8 protein-coding genes and 6 pseudogenes are annotated in these 16,835 nt (G+C 68.6%); 10 read left to right on the top strand and 4 right to left on the bottom strand.

Annotated elements, in window-relative coordinates; all coding sequences use genetic code 11:
• The first annotated feature begins 45 nt into the window (after positions 1–45).
• The 5 genes and pseudogenes from H0I39_RS18690 to H0I39_RS18675 all read left to right on the top strand — a co-directional run bounded on the left by H0I39_RS18690 (position 46) and on the right by H0I39_RS18675 (position 3,775).
• Positions 46–1,526 (top strand): annotated as a pseudogene (locus H0I39_RS18690) (protein adenylyltransferase SelO).
• Positions 1,523–1,924, top strand: a pseudogene (msrB, locus tag H0I39_RS18685) (peptide-methionine (R)-S-oxide reductase MsrB); the annotation flags it as partial. The pseudogenes H0I39_RS18690 and msrB, both read left to right, overlap by 4 nt.
• Positions 1,925–2,046: 122 nt before the next feature.
• Positions 2,047–2,580, top strand: a pseudogene (locus H0I39_RS18680) (septation protein A); the annotation flags it as partial.
• Between the two features lie 22 nt (positions 2,581–2,602).
• A pseudogene (locus tag H0I39_RS24335) lies at positions 2,603–2,761 on the top strand (BolA/IbaG family iron-sulfur metabolism protein); the annotation flags it as partial.
• 195 nt (positions 2,762–2,956) lie between these two features.
• Positions 2,957–3,775, top strand: a complete 819-nt coding sequence (locus H0I39_RS18675; protein ID WP_257645887.1) for a peptidylprolyl isomerase — start codon at positions 2,957–2,959, stop codon at positions 3,773–3,775.
• Between the two features lie 345 nt (positions 3,776–4,120).
• On the opposite strand, the gene H0I39_RS18670 is transcribed toward H0I39_RS18675, so the two are convergent.
• Complete coding sequence (locus H0I39_RS18670; RefSeq protein ID WP_180551487.1) at positions 4,121–4,876, bottom strand: acetyltransferase domain-containing protein; 756 nt, start codon at positions 4,874–4,876, stop codon at positions 4,121–4,123.
• Positions 4,877–5,047: 171 nt separating this feature from the next.
• Between H0I39_RS18670 and H0I39_RS18665 the strand changes: the two genes are divergently transcribed.
• The 5 genes and pseudogenes from H0I39_RS18665 (at position 5,048) to H0I39_RS18645 (ending at position 13,671) form a co-directional block, all read left to right on the top strand.
• A complete protein-coding gene (locus tag H0I39_RS18665) occupies positions 5,048–7,186 on the top strand; it encodes an AsmA family protein (RefSeq protein WP_180551486.1) in 2,139 nt (712 codons plus the stop codon).
• 178 nt (positions 7,187–7,364) lie between these two features.
• Positions 7,365–9,363 (top strand): annotated as a pseudogene (locus H0I39_RS18660) (peptidase U32 family protein).
• 67 nt (positions 9,364–9,430) lie between these two features.
• On the top strand, positions 9,431–9,871 hold the full coding sequence (locus tag H0I39_RS18655; RefSeq protein WP_257645886.1) for a universal stress protein: 441 nt from the start codon (positions 9,431–9,433) through the stop codon (positions 9,869–9,871).
• 75 nt (positions 9,872–9,946) lie between these two features.
• Complete coding sequence (locus H0I39_RS18650; protein WP_180551484.1) at positions 9,947–12,688, top strand: cation-translocating P-type ATPase; 2,742 nt, start codon at positions 9,947–9,949, stop codon at positions 12,686–12,688.
• Positions 12,685–13,671 carry a calcium/sodium antiporter gene (locus tag H0I39_RS18645; protein ID WP_180551483.1) on the top strand — a complete coding sequence of 329 codons (987 nt, stop codon included), beginning with the start codon at positions 12,685–12,687 and terminating at the stop codon, positions 13,669–13,671. The genes H0I39_RS18650 and H0I39_RS18645 overlap by 4 nt, the downstream gene beginning before the upstream one ends.
• 53 nt (positions 13,672–13,724) lie before the next feature.
• Here the strand turns inward: H0I39_RS18645 and H0I39_RS23765 are convergent, their stop codons facing one another.
• The 3 genes and pseudogenes from H0I39_RS23765 to purL form a co-directional block, all read right to left on the bottom strand.
• Complete coding sequence (locus H0I39_RS23765; RefSeq protein WP_180551482.1) at positions 13,725–14,114, bottom strand: IPTL-CTERM sorting domain-containing protein; 390 nt, start codon at positions 14,112–14,114, stop codon at positions 13,725–13,727.
• 119 nt (positions 14,115–14,233) lie between these two features.
• Positions 14,234–14,380 carry a hypothetical protein gene (locus tag H0I39_RS18635; protein ID WP_180551481.1) on the bottom strand — a complete coding sequence of 49 codons (147 nt, stop codon included), beginning with the start codon at positions 14,378–14,380 and terminating at the stop codon, positions 14,234–14,236.
• Between the two features lie 69 nt (positions 14,381–14,449).
• A pseudogene (gene purL, locus H0I39_RS23535) lies at positions 14,450–16,804 on the bottom strand (phosphoribosylformylglycinamidine synthase); the annotation flags it as partial.
• Positions 16,805–16,835 lie beyond the last annotated feature (31 nt).

The following is a 16,835-nucleotide window of genomic DNA, read 5'->3' as shown; positions in this document are numbered from 1 at the left end:
ACCCCCGCGCCAGCGCGTCGCGCGCGGGGCTTACACAATGGCGCCATGCAGGATTTGAAGCCGACCGCCGCCCCGGCCGAACTGGGCGTTCCATGGCGCCACCGCTTTGCCGGCCTGGGGCCGGCCTTCCACACCCGGCTGGCGCCGATGGCGCTGCGCAAGCCGTACTGGGTGGCGCGCAGCCAGTCGATGGCGCGCGCGCTGGGCCTGGACGAGGGCTGGTGGCGCGCGCAGGCGGTGCTGGAGGCGTTCTCGGGCAACCGGCCGCTGGCCGGCAGCGATCCGCTGGCCAGCGTGTACAGCGGTCACCAGTTCGGCGTCTGGGCCGGGCAGCTGGGCGACGGCCGCGCGCACCTGCTGGGCGAGGTGCAGGCGCCCGATGGCCAGTGGTGGGAACTGCAGCTCAAGGGCAGCGGCCTGACGCCCTATTCCCGCATGGGCGACGGCCGCGCCGTGCTGCGTTCGTCGATCCGCGAATTCCTGTGCAGCGAGGCCATGCACGGCCTGGGCATTCCCACCACGCGGGCGCTGTGCATCACCGGCTCCGACCAGCCGGTGCGGCGCGAGGAGACCGAAACCGCCGCCGTCGTCACCCGCGCATCGCCCAGCTTCATCCGCTTCGGGCATTTCGAGCACTTCAGCCACCATGGGCAGCCCGAGGCGCTGAAGACCCTGGCCGACTTCGTGATCGAGCACTTCTATCCCGATTGCCTCGAGGCCGCCAACCCGTATGCGGCACTGCTGGCCGCCGTCACGCAGCGCACGGCCGCGCTGGTCGCGCAGTGGCAGGCCGTGGGCTTCATGCACGGCGTGATGAACACCGACAACATGAGCATCCTGGGCCTGACCATCGACTACGGCCCGTTCCAGTTCATGGACGGGTTCGACCCGGCCCACATCTGCAACCACAGCGACCACGCCGGTCGCTACAGCTACCAGCGCCAGCCGCAGATCGCGCACTGGAACCTGTTCGCCCTGGGCCAGGCCCTGCTGCCGCTGATCGGCGAGCCCGACGATGCCATGGCCGCGCTGGAGCCGTACAAGCAGCTCTTCCCGGCCGAGCTGGACCGGCGCATGGCCGCCAAGCTGGGCTTTGCGCAAGCCAGCGACGGCACGCGCGCACTGGTGGGCGAACTGCTCAAGCTGATGACGCGCGAGCGCACCGACTGGACCATCTTCTGGCGCCGCCTGGCCGAGCACGCCGCCGGCGCGCCGGCCGACACGGTGCGCGACCTGTTCCACGACCGCGCCGCCATCGATCACATTTTGCTACAATATAAAGAGCTATCAGCGCTGGATGGACGGGCGCCAGATGCCGATTTGATGCTGAAATCCAACCCCGCCATCGTGCTGCGCAACCACCTGGCCGAGCAGGCCATCGCGCTGGCGAAACAAAAGACTTTTCCATGGTCGAAGGTCTGCTCGCGGCACTTGAAGCGCCCTTCGACGAACCCGCCGCCCACCCCGAATGGGCCGGCTTCCCGCCCGACTGGGCATCCCACATCCAGATCAGTTGCTCCTCATGACCCACCCGATCCAGAAAACCGACGACGAATGGCGCGCCCTGCTGGCTGAAAAAGGGGCCGAGCCGGTGGCCTACCAGGTCACCCGCCAGGCCGCCACCGAGCGCCCCTACACCGGCAAGTACGAACAGCACTGGGCCGACGGCAGCTACCACTGCATCTGCTGCGGCAGCAAGCTGTTCGAATCCGGCACCAAGTTCGACGCCGGCTGCGGCTGGCCGAGCTTCTCGCTGGCGATTCCTGGTGCCATCGAGGAGCGGCGCGACTTGAGCCACGGCATGGTGCGCGTCGAGACCGTGTGCGCCAACTGCGGCGCACACCTGGGCCACGTGTTCCCCGACGGCCCCGCGCCCACCGGCCTGCGCTACTGCATGAACTCCGCTTCGCTGGAGTTCCAGGCTCCCCTGAGTCGCCTTCGGCGCCTTCCCCCTGAGGGGACAACGCTGGTGGCCGGGAAACCCCAGCGACGGCGTTCCCGCGTGGCCTGCTTCGCGGCCATTCGACCCCGCATACACTCCCCGCCATGAAGCTATTGCTCGACTTCCTGCCCATCCTGCTGTTCTTCGGTGCCTACAAGCTGTACGGCATCTACGTCGGCACCGCCGTGCTGATGGCCGCCACCGTGGTGCAGATGGGCATCATCTATGTCATCGACAAGAAGCTGACCACCATGCACAAGGCCACGCTGGCCCTGATCCTGGTGTTTGGCGCACTCACCCTGTTCCTGCAGGACGAGCGCTTCATCAAGTGGAAGCCCACCGTGCTCTACGTGGCCATGGCTGTCGCGCTGGCCGTGGCGCTGTGGGTGTTCCACAGGAACTTCCTGAAGATGATGCTGGGCAGCCAGCTCAGCCTGCCCGACGGCGTGTGGCACCGGCTCACCATCGCCTGGATCGGTTACTGCCTGTTCATGGCCGCCATCAACGGTTACGTGGCGGCCTACTTCAGCACCGACGCCTGGGCCAACTTCAAGCTGTGGGGCTACGTGTTCCCGGTCGCCTTCATCATCGGCCAGGGCCTGTACGTGGCGCGCCACCTGAAGGACGAACCCGGCGCCGAACTGCCCCCGGAGGTTCCACATGAGCACCGCCCTGGCCGACCGCATGGCCGAACACCTGCGCCAGCAGCTGCAACCCACCGAGCTCGAAGTGCTGGACGAAAGCTGGCAGCACGCCGGCCACGCCGGTGCCAACGGCACCGGCTTCGGCACCCATTTCCGGGTGCGCATTTCGTCACCATTGTTCGAAGGCCAACCCCGCGTGGCGCGGCACCGCCTCGTATATGATGCGCTGCAAAATTCATCGACGATGACGGCGTGCACGCCCTCGCCATCGAAACCCGCTGATGAACCTGGCCGGCCCTGCCCGGCTCCAAACCGCCTTCACGCGCTTTTCATCCCGGCCCTTTCACGGGCTTTTCCTTTGTCAGACATCATGAAAAAACAGCTTCTGGCCGCCACCGCCGCGGCAATGTTGGCCGGCACCCTGGCGCTGCCCGCCATGGCGCAGAACATCGCCATCGTCAACGGCAAACCGGTGCCCAAGGCGCGCCTGGACGCGCTGGCCGAGCAGATCAAGGCCCAGGCCGCCCGCACCGGCCAGCCCGTGCCGCCCGAGGTGGACAAGCAGCTGCGCGAGGAAGTGATCGCGCGCGAAATCTTCATGCAGGAGGCACAGCGCCGCGGCCTGGAGGCCTCGCCCGACTTCCGCGCCAAGATGGAACTGGCGCGCCAGAGCGTGCTGATCAACGAGCTGTTCGCCGACTACCAGGCCAAGAACAAGGTCACCGACGAGGAAGCCAAGGCCGAGTACGACCGCGTGGTCGGCAGCCAGGCGCCGGCCGCCGGCGCCAAGGAGTACAAGGCCCGCCACATCCTGGTCGAGAAGGAAGACGAGGCCAAGGCCATCATTGCCCAGCTCAAGAAGGGCGGCAAGTTCGAGGACATCGCCAAGAAGCAGTCGAAGGATCCCGGCTCCGGCGCCCAGGGCGGCGACCTGGGCTGGGCCAACCCCTCCGGCTACGTGCCCGAGTTCGCTGACGCACTGAAGAAGCTGAACAAGGGCCAGCTGAGCGACGCGCCGGTGAAGTCGCAGTTCGGCTACCACATCATCCGCGTCGACGACGTGCGCGACGCCAAGGCGCCCGAGCTGCCCAGCTTCGAGCAGGTCAAGCCGCAGATCGTGCAGCAGCTGCAGCAGCAGAAGCTGGTGAAGTTCCAGGAAGACCTGCGCGCCAAGGCCAAGGTCGAATAAGCCAGGCCGGCGCCACCGCCTCGGCGGGCAGTCCCTCTCACGGGGCTGCCCGCTTTTTCATGGGCGCGCGGTCGGGTTCAAGAATGACAAATGACCAATGACTTCGCTGCGCTTCAATGACAGATGGCGCCTTTGTCATTTGTCATGCGGCGCCAGCCGCGGTCATTTGTCATGGCCTTGAAAGCCCACCGCATCAGTCCGCAGGCCAACCGGGGGAGGGACCTTTCAAATTTTTTGGTCTATCAAACAAGGATTCAGCGCCCATCCACTGGGCGCCAGCAGCTCCTTTTTCTTAACCGCTATCCCGCACCAAATGGCTATCGCCTGATTTGGGGCTTGCCAAACTCAACGCAGCGCCGCCCAGGCCATCAGCGCGCCGATCAGCACCGGCTGGTGCAGCATGTAGTAGCTCAGGCTCCAGCGCCCCAGCGGCGCCAGCGCGCGGCCTACGGCGCCGGGCGGGCGCGCCAGCCAGCCGCGTCCCGTGGGCCATTGCATCAGGCCCACGCCCAGCCACATCACGCCCAGCCAGGGCAGCAGCGGCACCCAGTCCTCGGTGGGCGGCTTCAGGGTGACCACGCCCAGCCAGTTGAGCCAGCGGCTGTCGAAGGCCGCCGCCATTGCCGCTGGCGCCTGCGTGCGCAGCGCTGCTCCCAGCAGCGGCGCCGCCGCGATCAGCGCCGCGCCCGCCAGCCAGGGCACGGCGCCGCGCAGCCAGCCGCGCACCAGCGCCCAGCGCGTGACGACCAGCATCACCGCCATGCCGTGCAGCACGCCAAAGCTGATCCAGCTGCGCGGAAACATCCACAGCGACCCCAGCGACACCAGCGCCGCGCACCCCGCCACCTGCACCCAGCGACGCGCAAAGCGCGGCCAGCTCTGGCCCCGCTGCACCGCCACCACCTGCCCCATGCCGGCACACAGCAGAAACAGGCTGACGATGCCGGTGCGCTGCCAGGTCCACACCGGGTCTTCGTAGAAGTTCTGCCGGATGTGACCGAAGTGGTTGAGGTCGAACGCGAAGTGGTAGGCCGTCATCCACAGCATGGCCGCGCCGCGCAGGGCGTCGATGGCGTCGAAGCGGGGCTGGGTGGCGGCCATGTCGGACAAGCATTCGCGCCGCGCCGGGCGCCGGCGCAAGGCGGTGTAGGAGGATGGCGAAAGCGGCGATCTTAGCCACACAGGCGCCGCCGGCGTGGCTAGCATGAATGCGAACGCGGCCCGAAAGCGGGGCCGCCCACCCGTCGGCCCGGCCGACTTCGCAGACATCCGATGACCTCCTCGCCCACGCAAGCCGCCACCGCCCGCCCTTCGGCCCTGCGCTGGGTGCTGGGCGGGCTGGCCGCGCTGCTGCTGGTGCTGGCCGCCGGGCTGGCGTGGCTGACCTGGAACGACTGGAACCGCTCGCGCGACTGGGTGTCGGAAAAGGTCAGCCAGGCCATCGGCCGCGAGTTCGCCATCCGCGGCCCGCTCGACATCGACTGGCAATGGCCGCAGCAGATGGAGAGCGGCTGGCGCCGCTGGATCCCCACGCCGATCGTGCACGCCGACGATGTGCTCATCGGCAACCCGCCCGGCTTTGCCGCCAAGGGCCCGCACTTCGCGCAGATCGCCCGCGCCTCGGCCGACATCGCCCTGCTGCCGCTGCTGGCGCGCCGCATCGACATCCGCAGCGTGGCCCTGACCGAGCCCGACGTGCGGATGGAGCGCGCCTCCGAAGCCCAGGGCGACAACAACTGGACCATCGACTTCCACCGCGACCCCAACGCCGACCCGGCCAAGCGCTGGCGCGTCAGCCTGGGCCGCCTGTTCCTGGCCAAGGGCCAGCTCGGCTACGACGACACGGTGCGCAAGCTCAGCATCGCCAGCACCGTCGACACCCTGCCCGCCGACCAGACCGAGGACGGCCGCTACCGCATCGGCTTCGAGTTCTCGGGCTGGCACGACAAGGCCGAAGTGCGCGGCAGCGGCAAGGCGGGCGGGCTGCTGTCGCTGCGCGAGGAACAGCTCGACTACCCGCTCAAGCTCGACGCCCGCGCCGGCCGCCTGGGCGCCACGGCCGAGGGCAGCATCGCCAACCCGCGCGATCTGTCGGGCGTGGACTTCCAGGTCACGCTCAAGGGCGGCAGCCTGGCGGACCTGTTCGACCTCACCGGCATCGTGCTGCCCGATACGCCGCCGTTCCAGACCCAGGGGCACCTGATCGGCACGCTGGAGCCCGAGCGCGCCGTGTGGGCCTACAACGACTTCAGCGGCACGGTCGGCAAGAGCGACTTGGCCGGCAGCGTGACCTACACCTCGGGCCAGCCGCGCCCGCAGCTCAAGGGCAAGATGCAGTCGAAACTACTTCGCCTGGCTGATCTGGGCCCGGTGGTCGGCGCCCAATCGAACAAACCCGACAAGAAGCCGCGCCCCGGCAAGGTGCTGCCCGACGACCCCTTCGACACTTCGCGCTGGGCCAGGATGGACCTGGACCTCGAATACGCCGGCCAGCGCATCGAGCGCCCCGAGGCCGTGCCGCTGGACAGTCTGAAGGTGCATGCCGTGCTGGACAATGGCCAGCTCAAGCTGGCGCCGCTCGACTTCGGCGTCGCCAAGGGCCGCTTCACCACGCAGGTGCTGCTGAATTCGCGCGCCAAGCCCATGCAGGTGTCGCTGCGCGGCGACGTGCAGGGCCTGCACCTGTCGGCGCTGTTCCCCAAGATCGAGCTGATGAAGAAAAGCCTGGGCAGCGTGGATGGCGGCATCGCGCTCGACGGGCGCGGCCAGTCGGTGGCGCAGATCCTGGCCACCGCCAATGGCGAGGCCAGGCTGTACGTGCGCGAAGGCGTGATGAGTTCGCTGCTGCTCGACATGGCGGGCCTGAACCTGGGCAGCGTCATCGTCACCAAGCTGTTCGGCCAGGACAAGGAAGTTCGCCTGCGCTGCGCCATCGCCGACGTGCCCATCCGCGACGGCGTGGCCTACATGCAGAACGTGAAGGTCAACACCGAAGAGGCGCTGATCGAGGTCACCGGCAGCGCCGACATGCGGCGCGAGCAGTTCGACATCGACATCGATCCGAAGGCGTACGAGCTGAAGTTCTTCTCGCTGCGCACGCCGCTGGAAGTGCGCGGGCCGTTCGCCAAGCCGCACGTGGGCGTCAAGCCCGGCCCGCTGATCGTGCGCGCCGCCGCCGCCGTGGCCGCGCTGGCCGCCGCGCCGGGGGCGCTGGTGCTGGTGCCCATCACCGTGCCCGGTGCCGAGGATGATGAAAACTGCGCGCCGCTGCTGGCCAAGGCCACGCGCGAGCCGCAGGCTGGCCGGCCCGACGTACCCGCCTCCGCCAGCCCGGCGGCCGAGGCGCCGCGCGCGGCACCCACGCAGATGCCCGCCGCTGGTGAATTCTCGGGCGGCAACCCGCAGCGCTGAATCTGGCCCCATCCTGTGGGAGCGGGCTTGCCCGCGATGGGGCGCTGCGCCACACCCGAGGCCGCCATCGCGGGCAAGCCCGCTCCCACAGAGCACCGGGCCAGATTGCTATTTATTAAATAGCAGCCCGCGCTTGCCATACAAGCGCCCAAGCCCGATTTGACCGATAATCGGCACCATGCCCCTGCCCCACCAGCTTGAACTGCTCAGCCCCGCGCGCGACGCCGACATCGGCATCGAGGCCGTCAACCACGGTGCCGATGCCGTCTACATCGGCGGCCCCGGCTTCGGCGCGCGCGCCAGCGCGGGCAACGCGCTGGCCGACATCGAGCGCCTGTGCCGCCACGCGCACCGCTTCGACGCGCGCATCTTCGTCACGCTCAACACCATCCTGCGCGACGACGAGCTGGAGCCCGCGCGCCAACTGGCCTGGCAGCTGTACGAAGCCGGCGCCGACGCGCTGATCATCCAGGACATGGGGCTGCTGCAACTCGACCTGCCCCCATCCAGTTGCACGCCAGCACGCAGACCGACATCCGCACGCCCGAGAAGGCGCGTTTTCTGCAGGACGCGGGCCTGTCGCAGATCGTGCTGGCGCGCGAACTGGATCTGCAAGAGATCGCCGCCATCCGTGACGCATTGGGCGCCGCCACCGACCCGGCGCGCTGCACGCTCGAATTCTTCATCCACGGCGCGCTGTGCGTGGCCTACAGCGGCCAGTGCTACATCAGCCATGCGCACACCGGCCGCAGCGCCAACCGCGGCGACTGCTCGCAGGCCTGCCGCCTGCCGTATCAGGTGCTGGACGCGCAAGGCCGCTTCGTGGCGCACGACGCGCACGTGCTGAGCATGAAGGACAACAACCAGTCCTTCAACTTAAGGCCGTTGATCGACGCCGGCGTGCGCAGCTTCAAGATCGAGGGCCGCTACAAGGACATGGGCTACGTGAAGAACATCACCGCCCATTACCGCCGGCTGTTCGACGAGATCCTGGACGAGCGACCGGAACTGACGCGCGCATCTTCGGGCCGCTGCACCTTCACCTTCACACCCGACCCGAACCAGAACTTCAACCGCGAGTTCACCGACTACTTCGTCAATGGCAGGAAGGACGACATCGGCGCCTTCGACACGCCCAAGAACCCGGGCCAGCCCATCGGCTTCGTCACCCGCGTGGGCAGCGACCTCTTCGAGCTGATGGCCGACGATGCAGCGCTGCAGCTGTCGAACGGCGACGGCCTGTGCTACTGGGACGCGCAGAAGGAACTGGTCGGCGCGCAGAGCAACCGCGTGGAAGACCTGGGTGATGGCGCTTGGCGCGTGTTCCCCAAAGACCCGATGGCGCAACTGCACGACCTGCGCCAGGGCACGGTGATCAACCGCAACCGCAGCATGGACTGGGCGCGCACGCTGGAAAAGAAGTCCGCCGACCGGCGCATCGGCGTGTGGCTGAAGCTGTCGGAAACCGCCGATGGCCTGCAGCTGTGCGTCACCGATGAAGATGGAAATGCGGCCTCGGCGCAGACCCAGCTTGCGCACGCCGCTCCCAAAGATGAAGCAAACAACGACGCCAAGCTGCGCGAATCGCTCGCCAAGCTGGGCGAAACCATCTTCACGCCCATCGACATCGTGCTCGATGTGCCCCGCCCCTGGTTCGTGCCCGCCAGCGTGGCCAACGCGCTGCGGCGCGATGCCATCGCCGCGCTCGAAGCCGCCCGCGCGGCCGCCTGGCAGCGCCTGCCGCGTGCCGAGCCGGTGCAGCCGCCCGCGCCCTACCCCGAGGATTCGCTCACGTACCTCGCCAACGTCTTCAACCACGCCGCGCGCGACTTCTATGCGCAGCACGGCGTGAAGGTGATCGACGCCGCCTACGAAAGCCACGAGGAAGAAGGCGAAGTCAGCCTGATGATCACCAAGCACTGCGTGCGTTTCTCTTTAAGCCTGTGCCCCAAGCAGGCCAAGGGCGTGATCGGCGTGAAGGGCACGGTGAAGGCCGAGCCGCTGCAGCTGGTGAACGGCAAGGAAAACTCACCCTGCGCTTCGACTGCAAGCCGTGCGAGATGCACGTGGTCGGCAAGATCAAGCGCGGCGTGATGCAGCAAGGCGCACGCGAGGCGGCCGAGCATGCGCTGCGCTTCTACCGCACCAGGCCGGCGCCCGCGGCATTTTCCGACTGAAAACGGGCTTTGGCGCCGTATATACTGCGCAACCAGCTATTGTTTCCATAGTAAACGGATCGATTTGATGAAAATCCTGCTCCCCGTCGACGGTACCGACCTGTCCCTGCACGAAACCCGCTTTGCGTTGCAACTGGTGCGCGAAGGCCTGAAGGCCAGCTTCGTGCTGGTGAACGTGCAGGAGCAGGCCACGTTCTACGAGATCGTCACCGCGCAGGATCCGGCGCTGATCGAGAACGCCGCCTACGAGGCCGGTGAAGACCTGATCGCGCCCTCGGCCCGCCTGCTGACCGAGGCCGGCGTCCCCTTCGAGACCGCCGTGGCCAGCGGCGAGCCGGTGAATTCGCTGCTGGAACTGATCGAGCTGCACCACTGCGACATGGTGCTGATGGGCTCGCGCGCGCTGGGTCCCTGGCGCCGGCTGATCGAGGGCGCGTCGACCTCGCGCAAGCTGATCGACGAGTCGCCCGTGCCGGTGCTGCTGGTGAAGCCGCCGCAGGACCGCTGACGCGCGGCGCTGGCCCGCACAGGGCCGGCGGCACCTTGGGCTAGGTCAGACAGCCTGTCATGGGCGCTCTGCACAATGGGCCTTCACCCGCATGAACACCGATGGCTGAAGCGACTGAACCATCCGCCCCCTCCCCCATCCGATTGGCACCTGCGCACCGGCACCCAGGTGCTGCAGGCGCAGCGCACCGACCCCGCCAGCGGGCTGACCCCCGAAGAAGCCGCGCGCCGGCTGACCGCGCACGGCGCCAACGAACTGGCCACGCAGCAGGCGCGCCCCTGGCCGGCGCTGCTGCTCGATCAGTTCAAGGATTTCATGATCGGCGTGCTGCTGGCGGCAGCCGTGGTGTCGGGCGTGCTGGGCGAATGGGTCGACACGCTGGTCATCGTCGTCATCCTGGTGCTCAACGCGGTGATCGGCTTCACCCAGGCGCGCCGCGCCGACCAGGCGATTGCCGCGCTGCGCCAGCTGGCGGCGGCCCAGGCGCAGGTGCTGCGGGGCGGCCAGCCGCAACCTGTGCCGGCCAGCAAGCTGGTGCCCGGCGACATCGTGCTGCTGGAGGCGGGCAACCAGATACCGGCCGACCTGCGCCTGCTGGAGGCGGCGCAGCTCAAGGTCGATGAATCTACGCTGACGGGCGAATCGGTCACCATCGAGAAGCGCACCGAGGCCTTGGTTGGCGACAACCTGGCGCTGGGTGATCGCGTCAACCTCGGCTTCAAGGGCACCACGGTGACCAACGGCCGCGCGCGCGGCGTGGTGGTGGCCACCGGCATGGGCACCGAGCTGGGCAAGGTGGCCGGCCTGCTGAACGACGCCATGGACCGCAGCACGCCGCTGCAGCTGCGGCTGGCGCGCTTCTCGAAGCAGCTGTCGCTGATCGTGCTGCTGATCTGCGTCGGCCTGTTCGCCTTCGGCCTGCTGCGCGGCGAGCCGTGGCTGCTGATGCTGCTCACCGCCATCAGCCTGGCCGTGGCGGCGATTCCCGAGGCGTTGCCGGCCGTCGTCACCGTGCTGCTGGCCGTGGGCGCCAAGCGCATGGCGGATTTCAACGCGCTGATCCGCCGCCTGCCGGCGGTGGAGACGCTCGGCTCCGTCAGCGTGATCTGCTCCGACAAGACCGGCACGTTGACGCAGAACCGCATGCACGCCGAGCTGGTGTTGGCCGCCGGCCAGCCCTGGCACCCGGCCAAGGTCGAGGCCGAGCAGACCGCGCCCAGCCCGCACCACCTGCAGCTGCTGCGCGCCGCCGCGCTGTGCAACGACGCCTGCCCCAGCGGCGATTGCGACGACAAGGGCCACATCGTCTGGCAAGGCGACCCGACCGAGACCGCGCTGACGGCCGTGGCCGCGCAGGCCGACCTGCTGAAGCCCGAGCTGGAAGAAGAAACGCCCCGCGTGCGCGAGCTCCCGTTCGACTCGGACCGCAAGCGCATGACCACCTTTCACCGCGACGGTGCGGTGTTCGAGGCCTTCACCAAGGGCGCCCCCGAAAGCGTGCTGCCGCGCTGCAGCGCACACTGGTCGCCCGAGGGGCGGCGGCCGCTCGACCAGGCCGCCGTGCTGGCCGAGGCCGAGCGCCTGGCCGCGCAGGGCCTGCGCGTGATGGCCTTCGCCAGCCGCGCCTGGCCGCAGCTGCCGGCCGAGCCGGACGTGGAGGCCATCGAAAGCGAACTGGCGCTGATCGGCCTGATCGGCCTGATCGACCCGCCGCGCGAGGAAGCCGCCGCCGCGGTGCGCGATTGCATCAGCGCCGGCATCCGCCCGGTGATGATCACCGGCGACCACCCGGCCACGGCGCTGGCCATCGCCCAGCGGCTGGGCATCGTGGCCAATGACGCCGCCAATGTCATCACCGGCGCCGAACTGACCGAGCTGGACGACGCGGCGCTGAAGGCCCGCGTGCTCGATGTGCGCGTCTATGCCCGGGTCGATCCGGCGCAGAAGATCCGCATCGTGCAGGCGCTGCAGTCGCACGGCCAGTTCGTCGCCATGACGGGCGACGGCGTGAACGACGCCCCGGCGCTGAAGGCGGCCGACATCGGCGTGGCCATGGGCAAGGGCGGCACCGACGTGGCGCGCGAGGCCTCGGCGCTGGTGCTGCTGGACGACAACTTCGCCACCATCGTCGGCGCGGTGCGCGAGGGCCGGCGCATCTACGACAACATTCGCAAGTTCGTGCGCTACGCCATGACGGGCAACTCGGCCGAGGTGCTGACGCTGTCGGCGGCGCCGCTGTTCGGCCTGCCGATGCCGCTGCTGCCGATCCACATCCTGTGGGTCAACCTGGTGACCGACGGCCTGCCCGGCCTGGCGCTGGCCGCCGAACCAGCCGAGCGCGGCATCATGCGGCGCCCGCCGCGCCCGCCGCAGGAAAGCCTGTTCGCGCAGGGCCTGGGCTGGAGCATCGTGCGGATCGGGCTGCTGCTGGCGGCGCTGTGCCTGGGCGTGCAGCACTGGGCCATCCAGAGTGGCGACACGCACTGGCAGACCATGGTGTTCACCGTGCTGACGCTGGCCCAGATGGCGCTGGTGCTGGCCATCCGGTCGGAGAACGATTCGCTCTTCACCATCGGCCTGTTCAGCAACAAGCCGCTGCTGGGCGCCGTGCTGCTGACGTTCGCGCTGCAGATGTCCACCATCTACGTGCCCTGGCTCAACCCGATCTTCAAGACCCAGCCGCTGCCGGCCTGGGAGCTGGGCCTGTGCATCGCGCTGGCTGCGCTGGTGTTCGTCGCCGTCGAGCTGGAAAAGGCCTGGCGGCGCCACCGCGCGAGCGCCGCGGCGCCCAGCGCGCCGAAGGCAAGCGCTGCATGACGGCGCTGCACCCGGCGCTGGTGTTACTGGGCGGTCTGGCGGTGGTGGTGCTGGGCGCCGAGCTGCTGCTGAAAAGCGCCACGCGCATTGCCCATATGCTGCGCATCAGCCCCATCGTCATCGGGCTCACGGTGGTGGCCATCGGCACCAGCCTGCCCGAGCTGGCGGTGGGCATCACCGCCGCCGCCGAGGGCAAGGGCGCGCTGGCGGTGGGCAACGTGGCCGGCGCCAACATCATGGTGCTGCTGCTAGTGTTGGGCCTGTCGGCGGCCATCCAGCCGCTGCCGATCCAGCCCTACAGCCTGCGGCTGGAGGTGCCGGCCATGATCGGCGCCGCACTGGCGCTGATCATCATGTCGATCGACGGCGTGCTGACGCGCACCGAGGGCGCGTTGCTGGTGCTGGCCGCCGTGTTCTACACCGCGCTCATCGTGCAGTCGAGCCGGCGCGACCGGCGCCTGGTGGCCGACGAGTTTCTGGAGGAATACGCCGAGCCGCTGCCGCCGCTGGCCGAGCGCCGGCAGCAGTTCATCCGGCAGGGCCTGCTGCTGGCGGTGTCGATCACGCTCACCATCTACGGTGCCGAACTGCTGGTGGACGGTGCCTCGGCGCTGGCGGCGCGCTTCGGCGTGTCGGACGCGGTGATCGGCCTGACCATCGTCGCGCTCGGCACCTCGTCGCCCGAGCTGGTCACCACCGTGGTGGCCACGCTGCGCGGCGAACGCGACGTGGCCATCGGCAACCTGCTGGGCAGCGCCGTCTACAACATCCTGGCCATCCTGGGCACGGTGATGCTGGTGTCGCCGCGCGCCATCGACGTGAGCCGCGAGCTGCTGTTCATCGACCTGCCGGTGGCCGCCGCTGTGGCCATGGTGTGCCTGCCGGTGTTCCGCAGCGGCCACATGATCACGCGCACCGAGGGCCTGGGCTTCGTGGCGGCGTACTTCAGCTACATGGCGCTGCTGCTGCTGACGCGTGTTTGAGTCTCAACGGCTGTGGTATCCGCCGTTGGTCCACGCTTCCGGCAGGATTAGAGTCACTCATCAGCTTTGCTGCGGTTTCTCCGCCTCACGACAGCGGCCGCGCCGGCCAGCGCCACGGAAAGCGTCAGCAAGGCCCATGGGTTGTCAACCGGCACAGGTTGTACCGCGGCAGCGCCCACAGCAGGCCGCGTGACGCTCAAGGCGATCAGGCCGCGTCGGCAGTTAGCGTTGACACCGGTCAACGTCAAGCTCGTGGCGCCGCTTACCGTGAAGCTGGAGCTTTTGGGGCCATTGGCGGGCGTGTTGCTCGTGCCGTGCCTGACGGTCTGCGCCGTCTCGTCCCAGATATGAACCGGGTCCAGCGACTCCACGACAACCGTTTGGCCGCCGCCGAAGCGAACGCCCTCGCTGGGGCAATTCAGCCCCGCCAGCGAGAAACGCACATCCACCGCCTCCCCGAAGGTTCACGTCTGGGTTTGGTTCTGGTTAAAGGTGTAGTGGTGGTACCGGTGTACGCCGTCAACGATGCTCTCCCAGAAGCCTGGGCCGCTGACGCTCCATGTCACGCCGTTGGCCAGCGTGCCCCTGTTGGGCTGGCCCCGATGGTCGTGAAGTCGATGCTGGCGGACGACTGCGCCTGTGAGGTGACTGCACCCGCCAGCAAGGCGGCCAGGAATACGAGGCGCAACCGGCTTGACACTTTCAGCATGGCTTTGCTTCTCCCTTGAATCAAGTTTGTTACAAGTGCTGTTAACCATAGCACGTGACTCACCCTGGCCTACCCCACCCAACGCCGCGCGTTGCGCCAGATCTGCATCCACGGGCTGAAGGCGCTCTTGTCGAGTGGCGTCCAGCTCATCTGGATGTTGCGGAACACGCGCTCGGGGTGCGGCATCAGGGCGGTGAAGCGGCCATCGGCCGTGGTCACCGCGGTCAGGCCGCCGGGGCTGCCGTTGGGGTTGTACGGGTACGCCTCGGTGGCGGTGCCCGTGTTGTCGACGTAGCGCATGGCCGGGATCACCCTGGCTGCATCACCGCGGTAGGTGAAGTTGGCATAGCCCTCGCCATGCGCCACCGCGATCGGCAGGCGGCTGCCGGCCATGCCGGTGAAGAAGATGCTGGGCGAATCCAGCACCTCGACCAGCGAGAAGCGCGCCTCGAAGCGCTCGCTCTGGTTGGTGGTGAAGCGCGGCCAGTCTTGAGCGCCGGGGATGATGTCGGCCAGCTCGGCGAACATCTGGCAGCCGTTGCAGGTGCCCAGGGCGAAGGTGTCGCCGCGTGCAAAGAAGGCCTTGAACTGGTCGGCGATCTGCGTGTTGAACATGATCGAGCGCGCCCAGCCGATGCCCGCGCCCAGCGTGTCGCCGTAGCTGAAGCCGCCGCAGGCCACGGCGCCCTGGAAGTCGGCCAGATTGGCACGGCCGGTCTGCAGGTCGGTCATGTGCACGTCGAAGGGCTCGAAGCCCGCTTCGTGGAAGGCGTAGGCCATTTCGACGTGCGAGTTGACGCCCTGCTCGCGCAGGATGGCGACCTTGGGGCGGGCGAGAAGGATGCCCGCGCCTTGCGGCGCGCCCTCACCCCTGCCCTCTCCCGCAGGCGGGAGAGGGAGTTCGGTCTTGCTCCCTCGCCCCTCTGGGGAGAGGGTGGGGGTGAGGGCGCGGCTGGCCCAGAGGTGGCGGCGCGGCCCCATCCCTGCCTTCCCCAGCGGGCGAAGGCGTTCGTCCGCGGCGGGATCGAAAGTCAGGTGCACGTGCAAGCCCTGATCGGCCGGATCACCCGCCGCCGCGTGCTCGGCGTCGGCGCAGGCCGGGTTGTCGCGCTCGCGGGCGATCTTCCAGCTCACGCTGTCCCACACCTGCTGCAGGTCGTGCAGGCTGGCGCTGAAGATTTCCTTGGTGTCGCGCCAGATGCTCAGTTCGCCCTTCCCTTTGTCGATAGAGGAACCGGCAGGGCGCGTCTTGCCGATGGTGTGGCTCCATTGGCTCAGGCCGTGCGCGCGCAGCACCTGCATCACCGCGTCGCGCTCGGCGGTGCGCACCTGCAGCACCACGCCCAGCTCTTCACTGAACAGCGATTTCAGCGTCAGCTCCTCGCGTCGCGCGCTGACCTGGCTAGCCCAGTTCTTGGCGTCGCCGTACTCGGCGCGGCTGTCGCTGATGCCGTCGCCTTCGGTCACCAGCATGTCCACGTTCAGCGCCACGCCGACGCGGCCGGCAAAGGCCATCTCGGCGGCTGCGGCCAGCAGGCCGCCGTCGCTGCGGTCGTGGTAGGCAAGGATCTTGCCTTCGGCGCGCAGCTGGTTGACGGCCGCCACCAGCGCCTTCAGGTCTTCCGCGCTGTCCAGATCGGGCACGCCGTCTTTCACCGGGCAGCCCGACTGGCCCAGCGCCTGAGCCAACACGCTGCCGGCCAGGCGGTGCCGACCCTTGCCCAGATCGACCAGCACCAGCGTCGTGTCCTGCTCGCGGTCGAGTTGCGGCGTCAGCGTGCCGCGCACGTCGGCCAGCGATGCGAAGGCGCTGACGATCAGGCTGACGGGCGAAGTCACCTTCTTCGTGGCGCCGGCGTCCTGCCACTGCGTGCGCATCGACAGGCTGTCCTTGCCGACCGGGATCGCCACATCGAGCGCCGGGCACAGTTCCATGCCCACGGCCTTGACGGTGGCGTACAGCGCCGCGTCCTCACCCGGTTCGCCGCAGGCGGCCATCCAGTTGGCGGAAAGTTTCACGCGCGGCAGCTCGATGGGCGCCGCCAGCAGGTTGGTGATGGCCTCGGCCACCGCCATGCGGCCGGATGCGGGCGCATCCAGCGCGGCCAGCGGCGTGCGCTCGCCCATGCTCATGGCCTCGCCGGCAAAGCCCTTGAAATCGGCCAGCGTCACCGCGCAATCGGCCACCGGCACCTGCCAGGGGCCGACCATCTGGTCGCGGTGCGTCAGGCCGCCCACGGTGCGGTCGCCGATGGTGATGAGGAAGCGCTTGCTGGCGACGGTGGGGTGGCTCAGCACCTGGATCACGGCGTCCTGCAGGGTCAGGCCGTCCAGATTCAGCGGTGTGAACTGGCGCTGCACGGTCGTCACGTCGCGGTGCATCTTGGGCGGCTTGCCCAGCAGCACGTCCATGGGCATGTCCACGGCCGCATCACCCTCACCCCGGCCCTCTCCC

Source organism: Ottowia beijingensis, from assembly GCF_013423955.1.
Lineage (GTDB): Bacteria > Pseudomonadota > Gammaproteobacteria > Burkholderiales > Burkholderiaceae_C > Ottowia > Ottowia beijingensis.
Note: the sequence above shows the minus strand (reverse complement) of the source record. Positions and strands in the feature narration are given on the sequence as shown.

What these genes read in the sequence shown, in the direction of transcription:
- H0I39_RS18665 (WP_180551486.1), top strand. Translation starts at nt 5,048, where the DNA reads ATGACCTCCTCGCCCACGCAAGCCGCCACCGCCCGCCCTTCGGCCCTG.
- H0I39_RS18645 (WP_180551483.1), top strand. Translation starts at nt 12,685, where the DNA reads ATGACGGCGCTGCACCCGGCGCTGGTGTTACTGGGCGGTCTGGCGGTG.
- H0I39_RS18635 (WP_180551481.1), bottom strand. Translation starts at nt 14,380, where the DNA reads ATGCTGAAAGTGTCAAGCCGGTTGCGCCTCGTATTCCTGGCCGCCTTG.
- H0I39_RS18650 (WP_180551484.1), top strand. Translation starts at nt 9,947, where the DNA reads ATGGGCCTTCACCCGCATGAACACCGATGGCTGAAGCGACTGAACCAT.
- H0I39_RS18670 (WP_180551487.1), bottom strand. Translation starts at nt 4,876, where the DNA reads ATGGCCGCCACCCAGCCCCGCTTCGACGCCATCGACGCCCTGCGCGGC.
- H0I39_RS18655 (WP_257645886.1), top strand. Translation starts at nt 9,431, where the DNA reads ATGAAAATCCTGCTCCCCGTCGACGGTACCGACCTGTCCCTGCACGAA.
- H0I39_RS18675 (WP_257645887.1), top strand. Translation starts at nt 2,957, where the DNA reads ATGAAAAAACAGCTTCTGGCCGCCACCGCCGCGGCAATGTTGGCCGGC.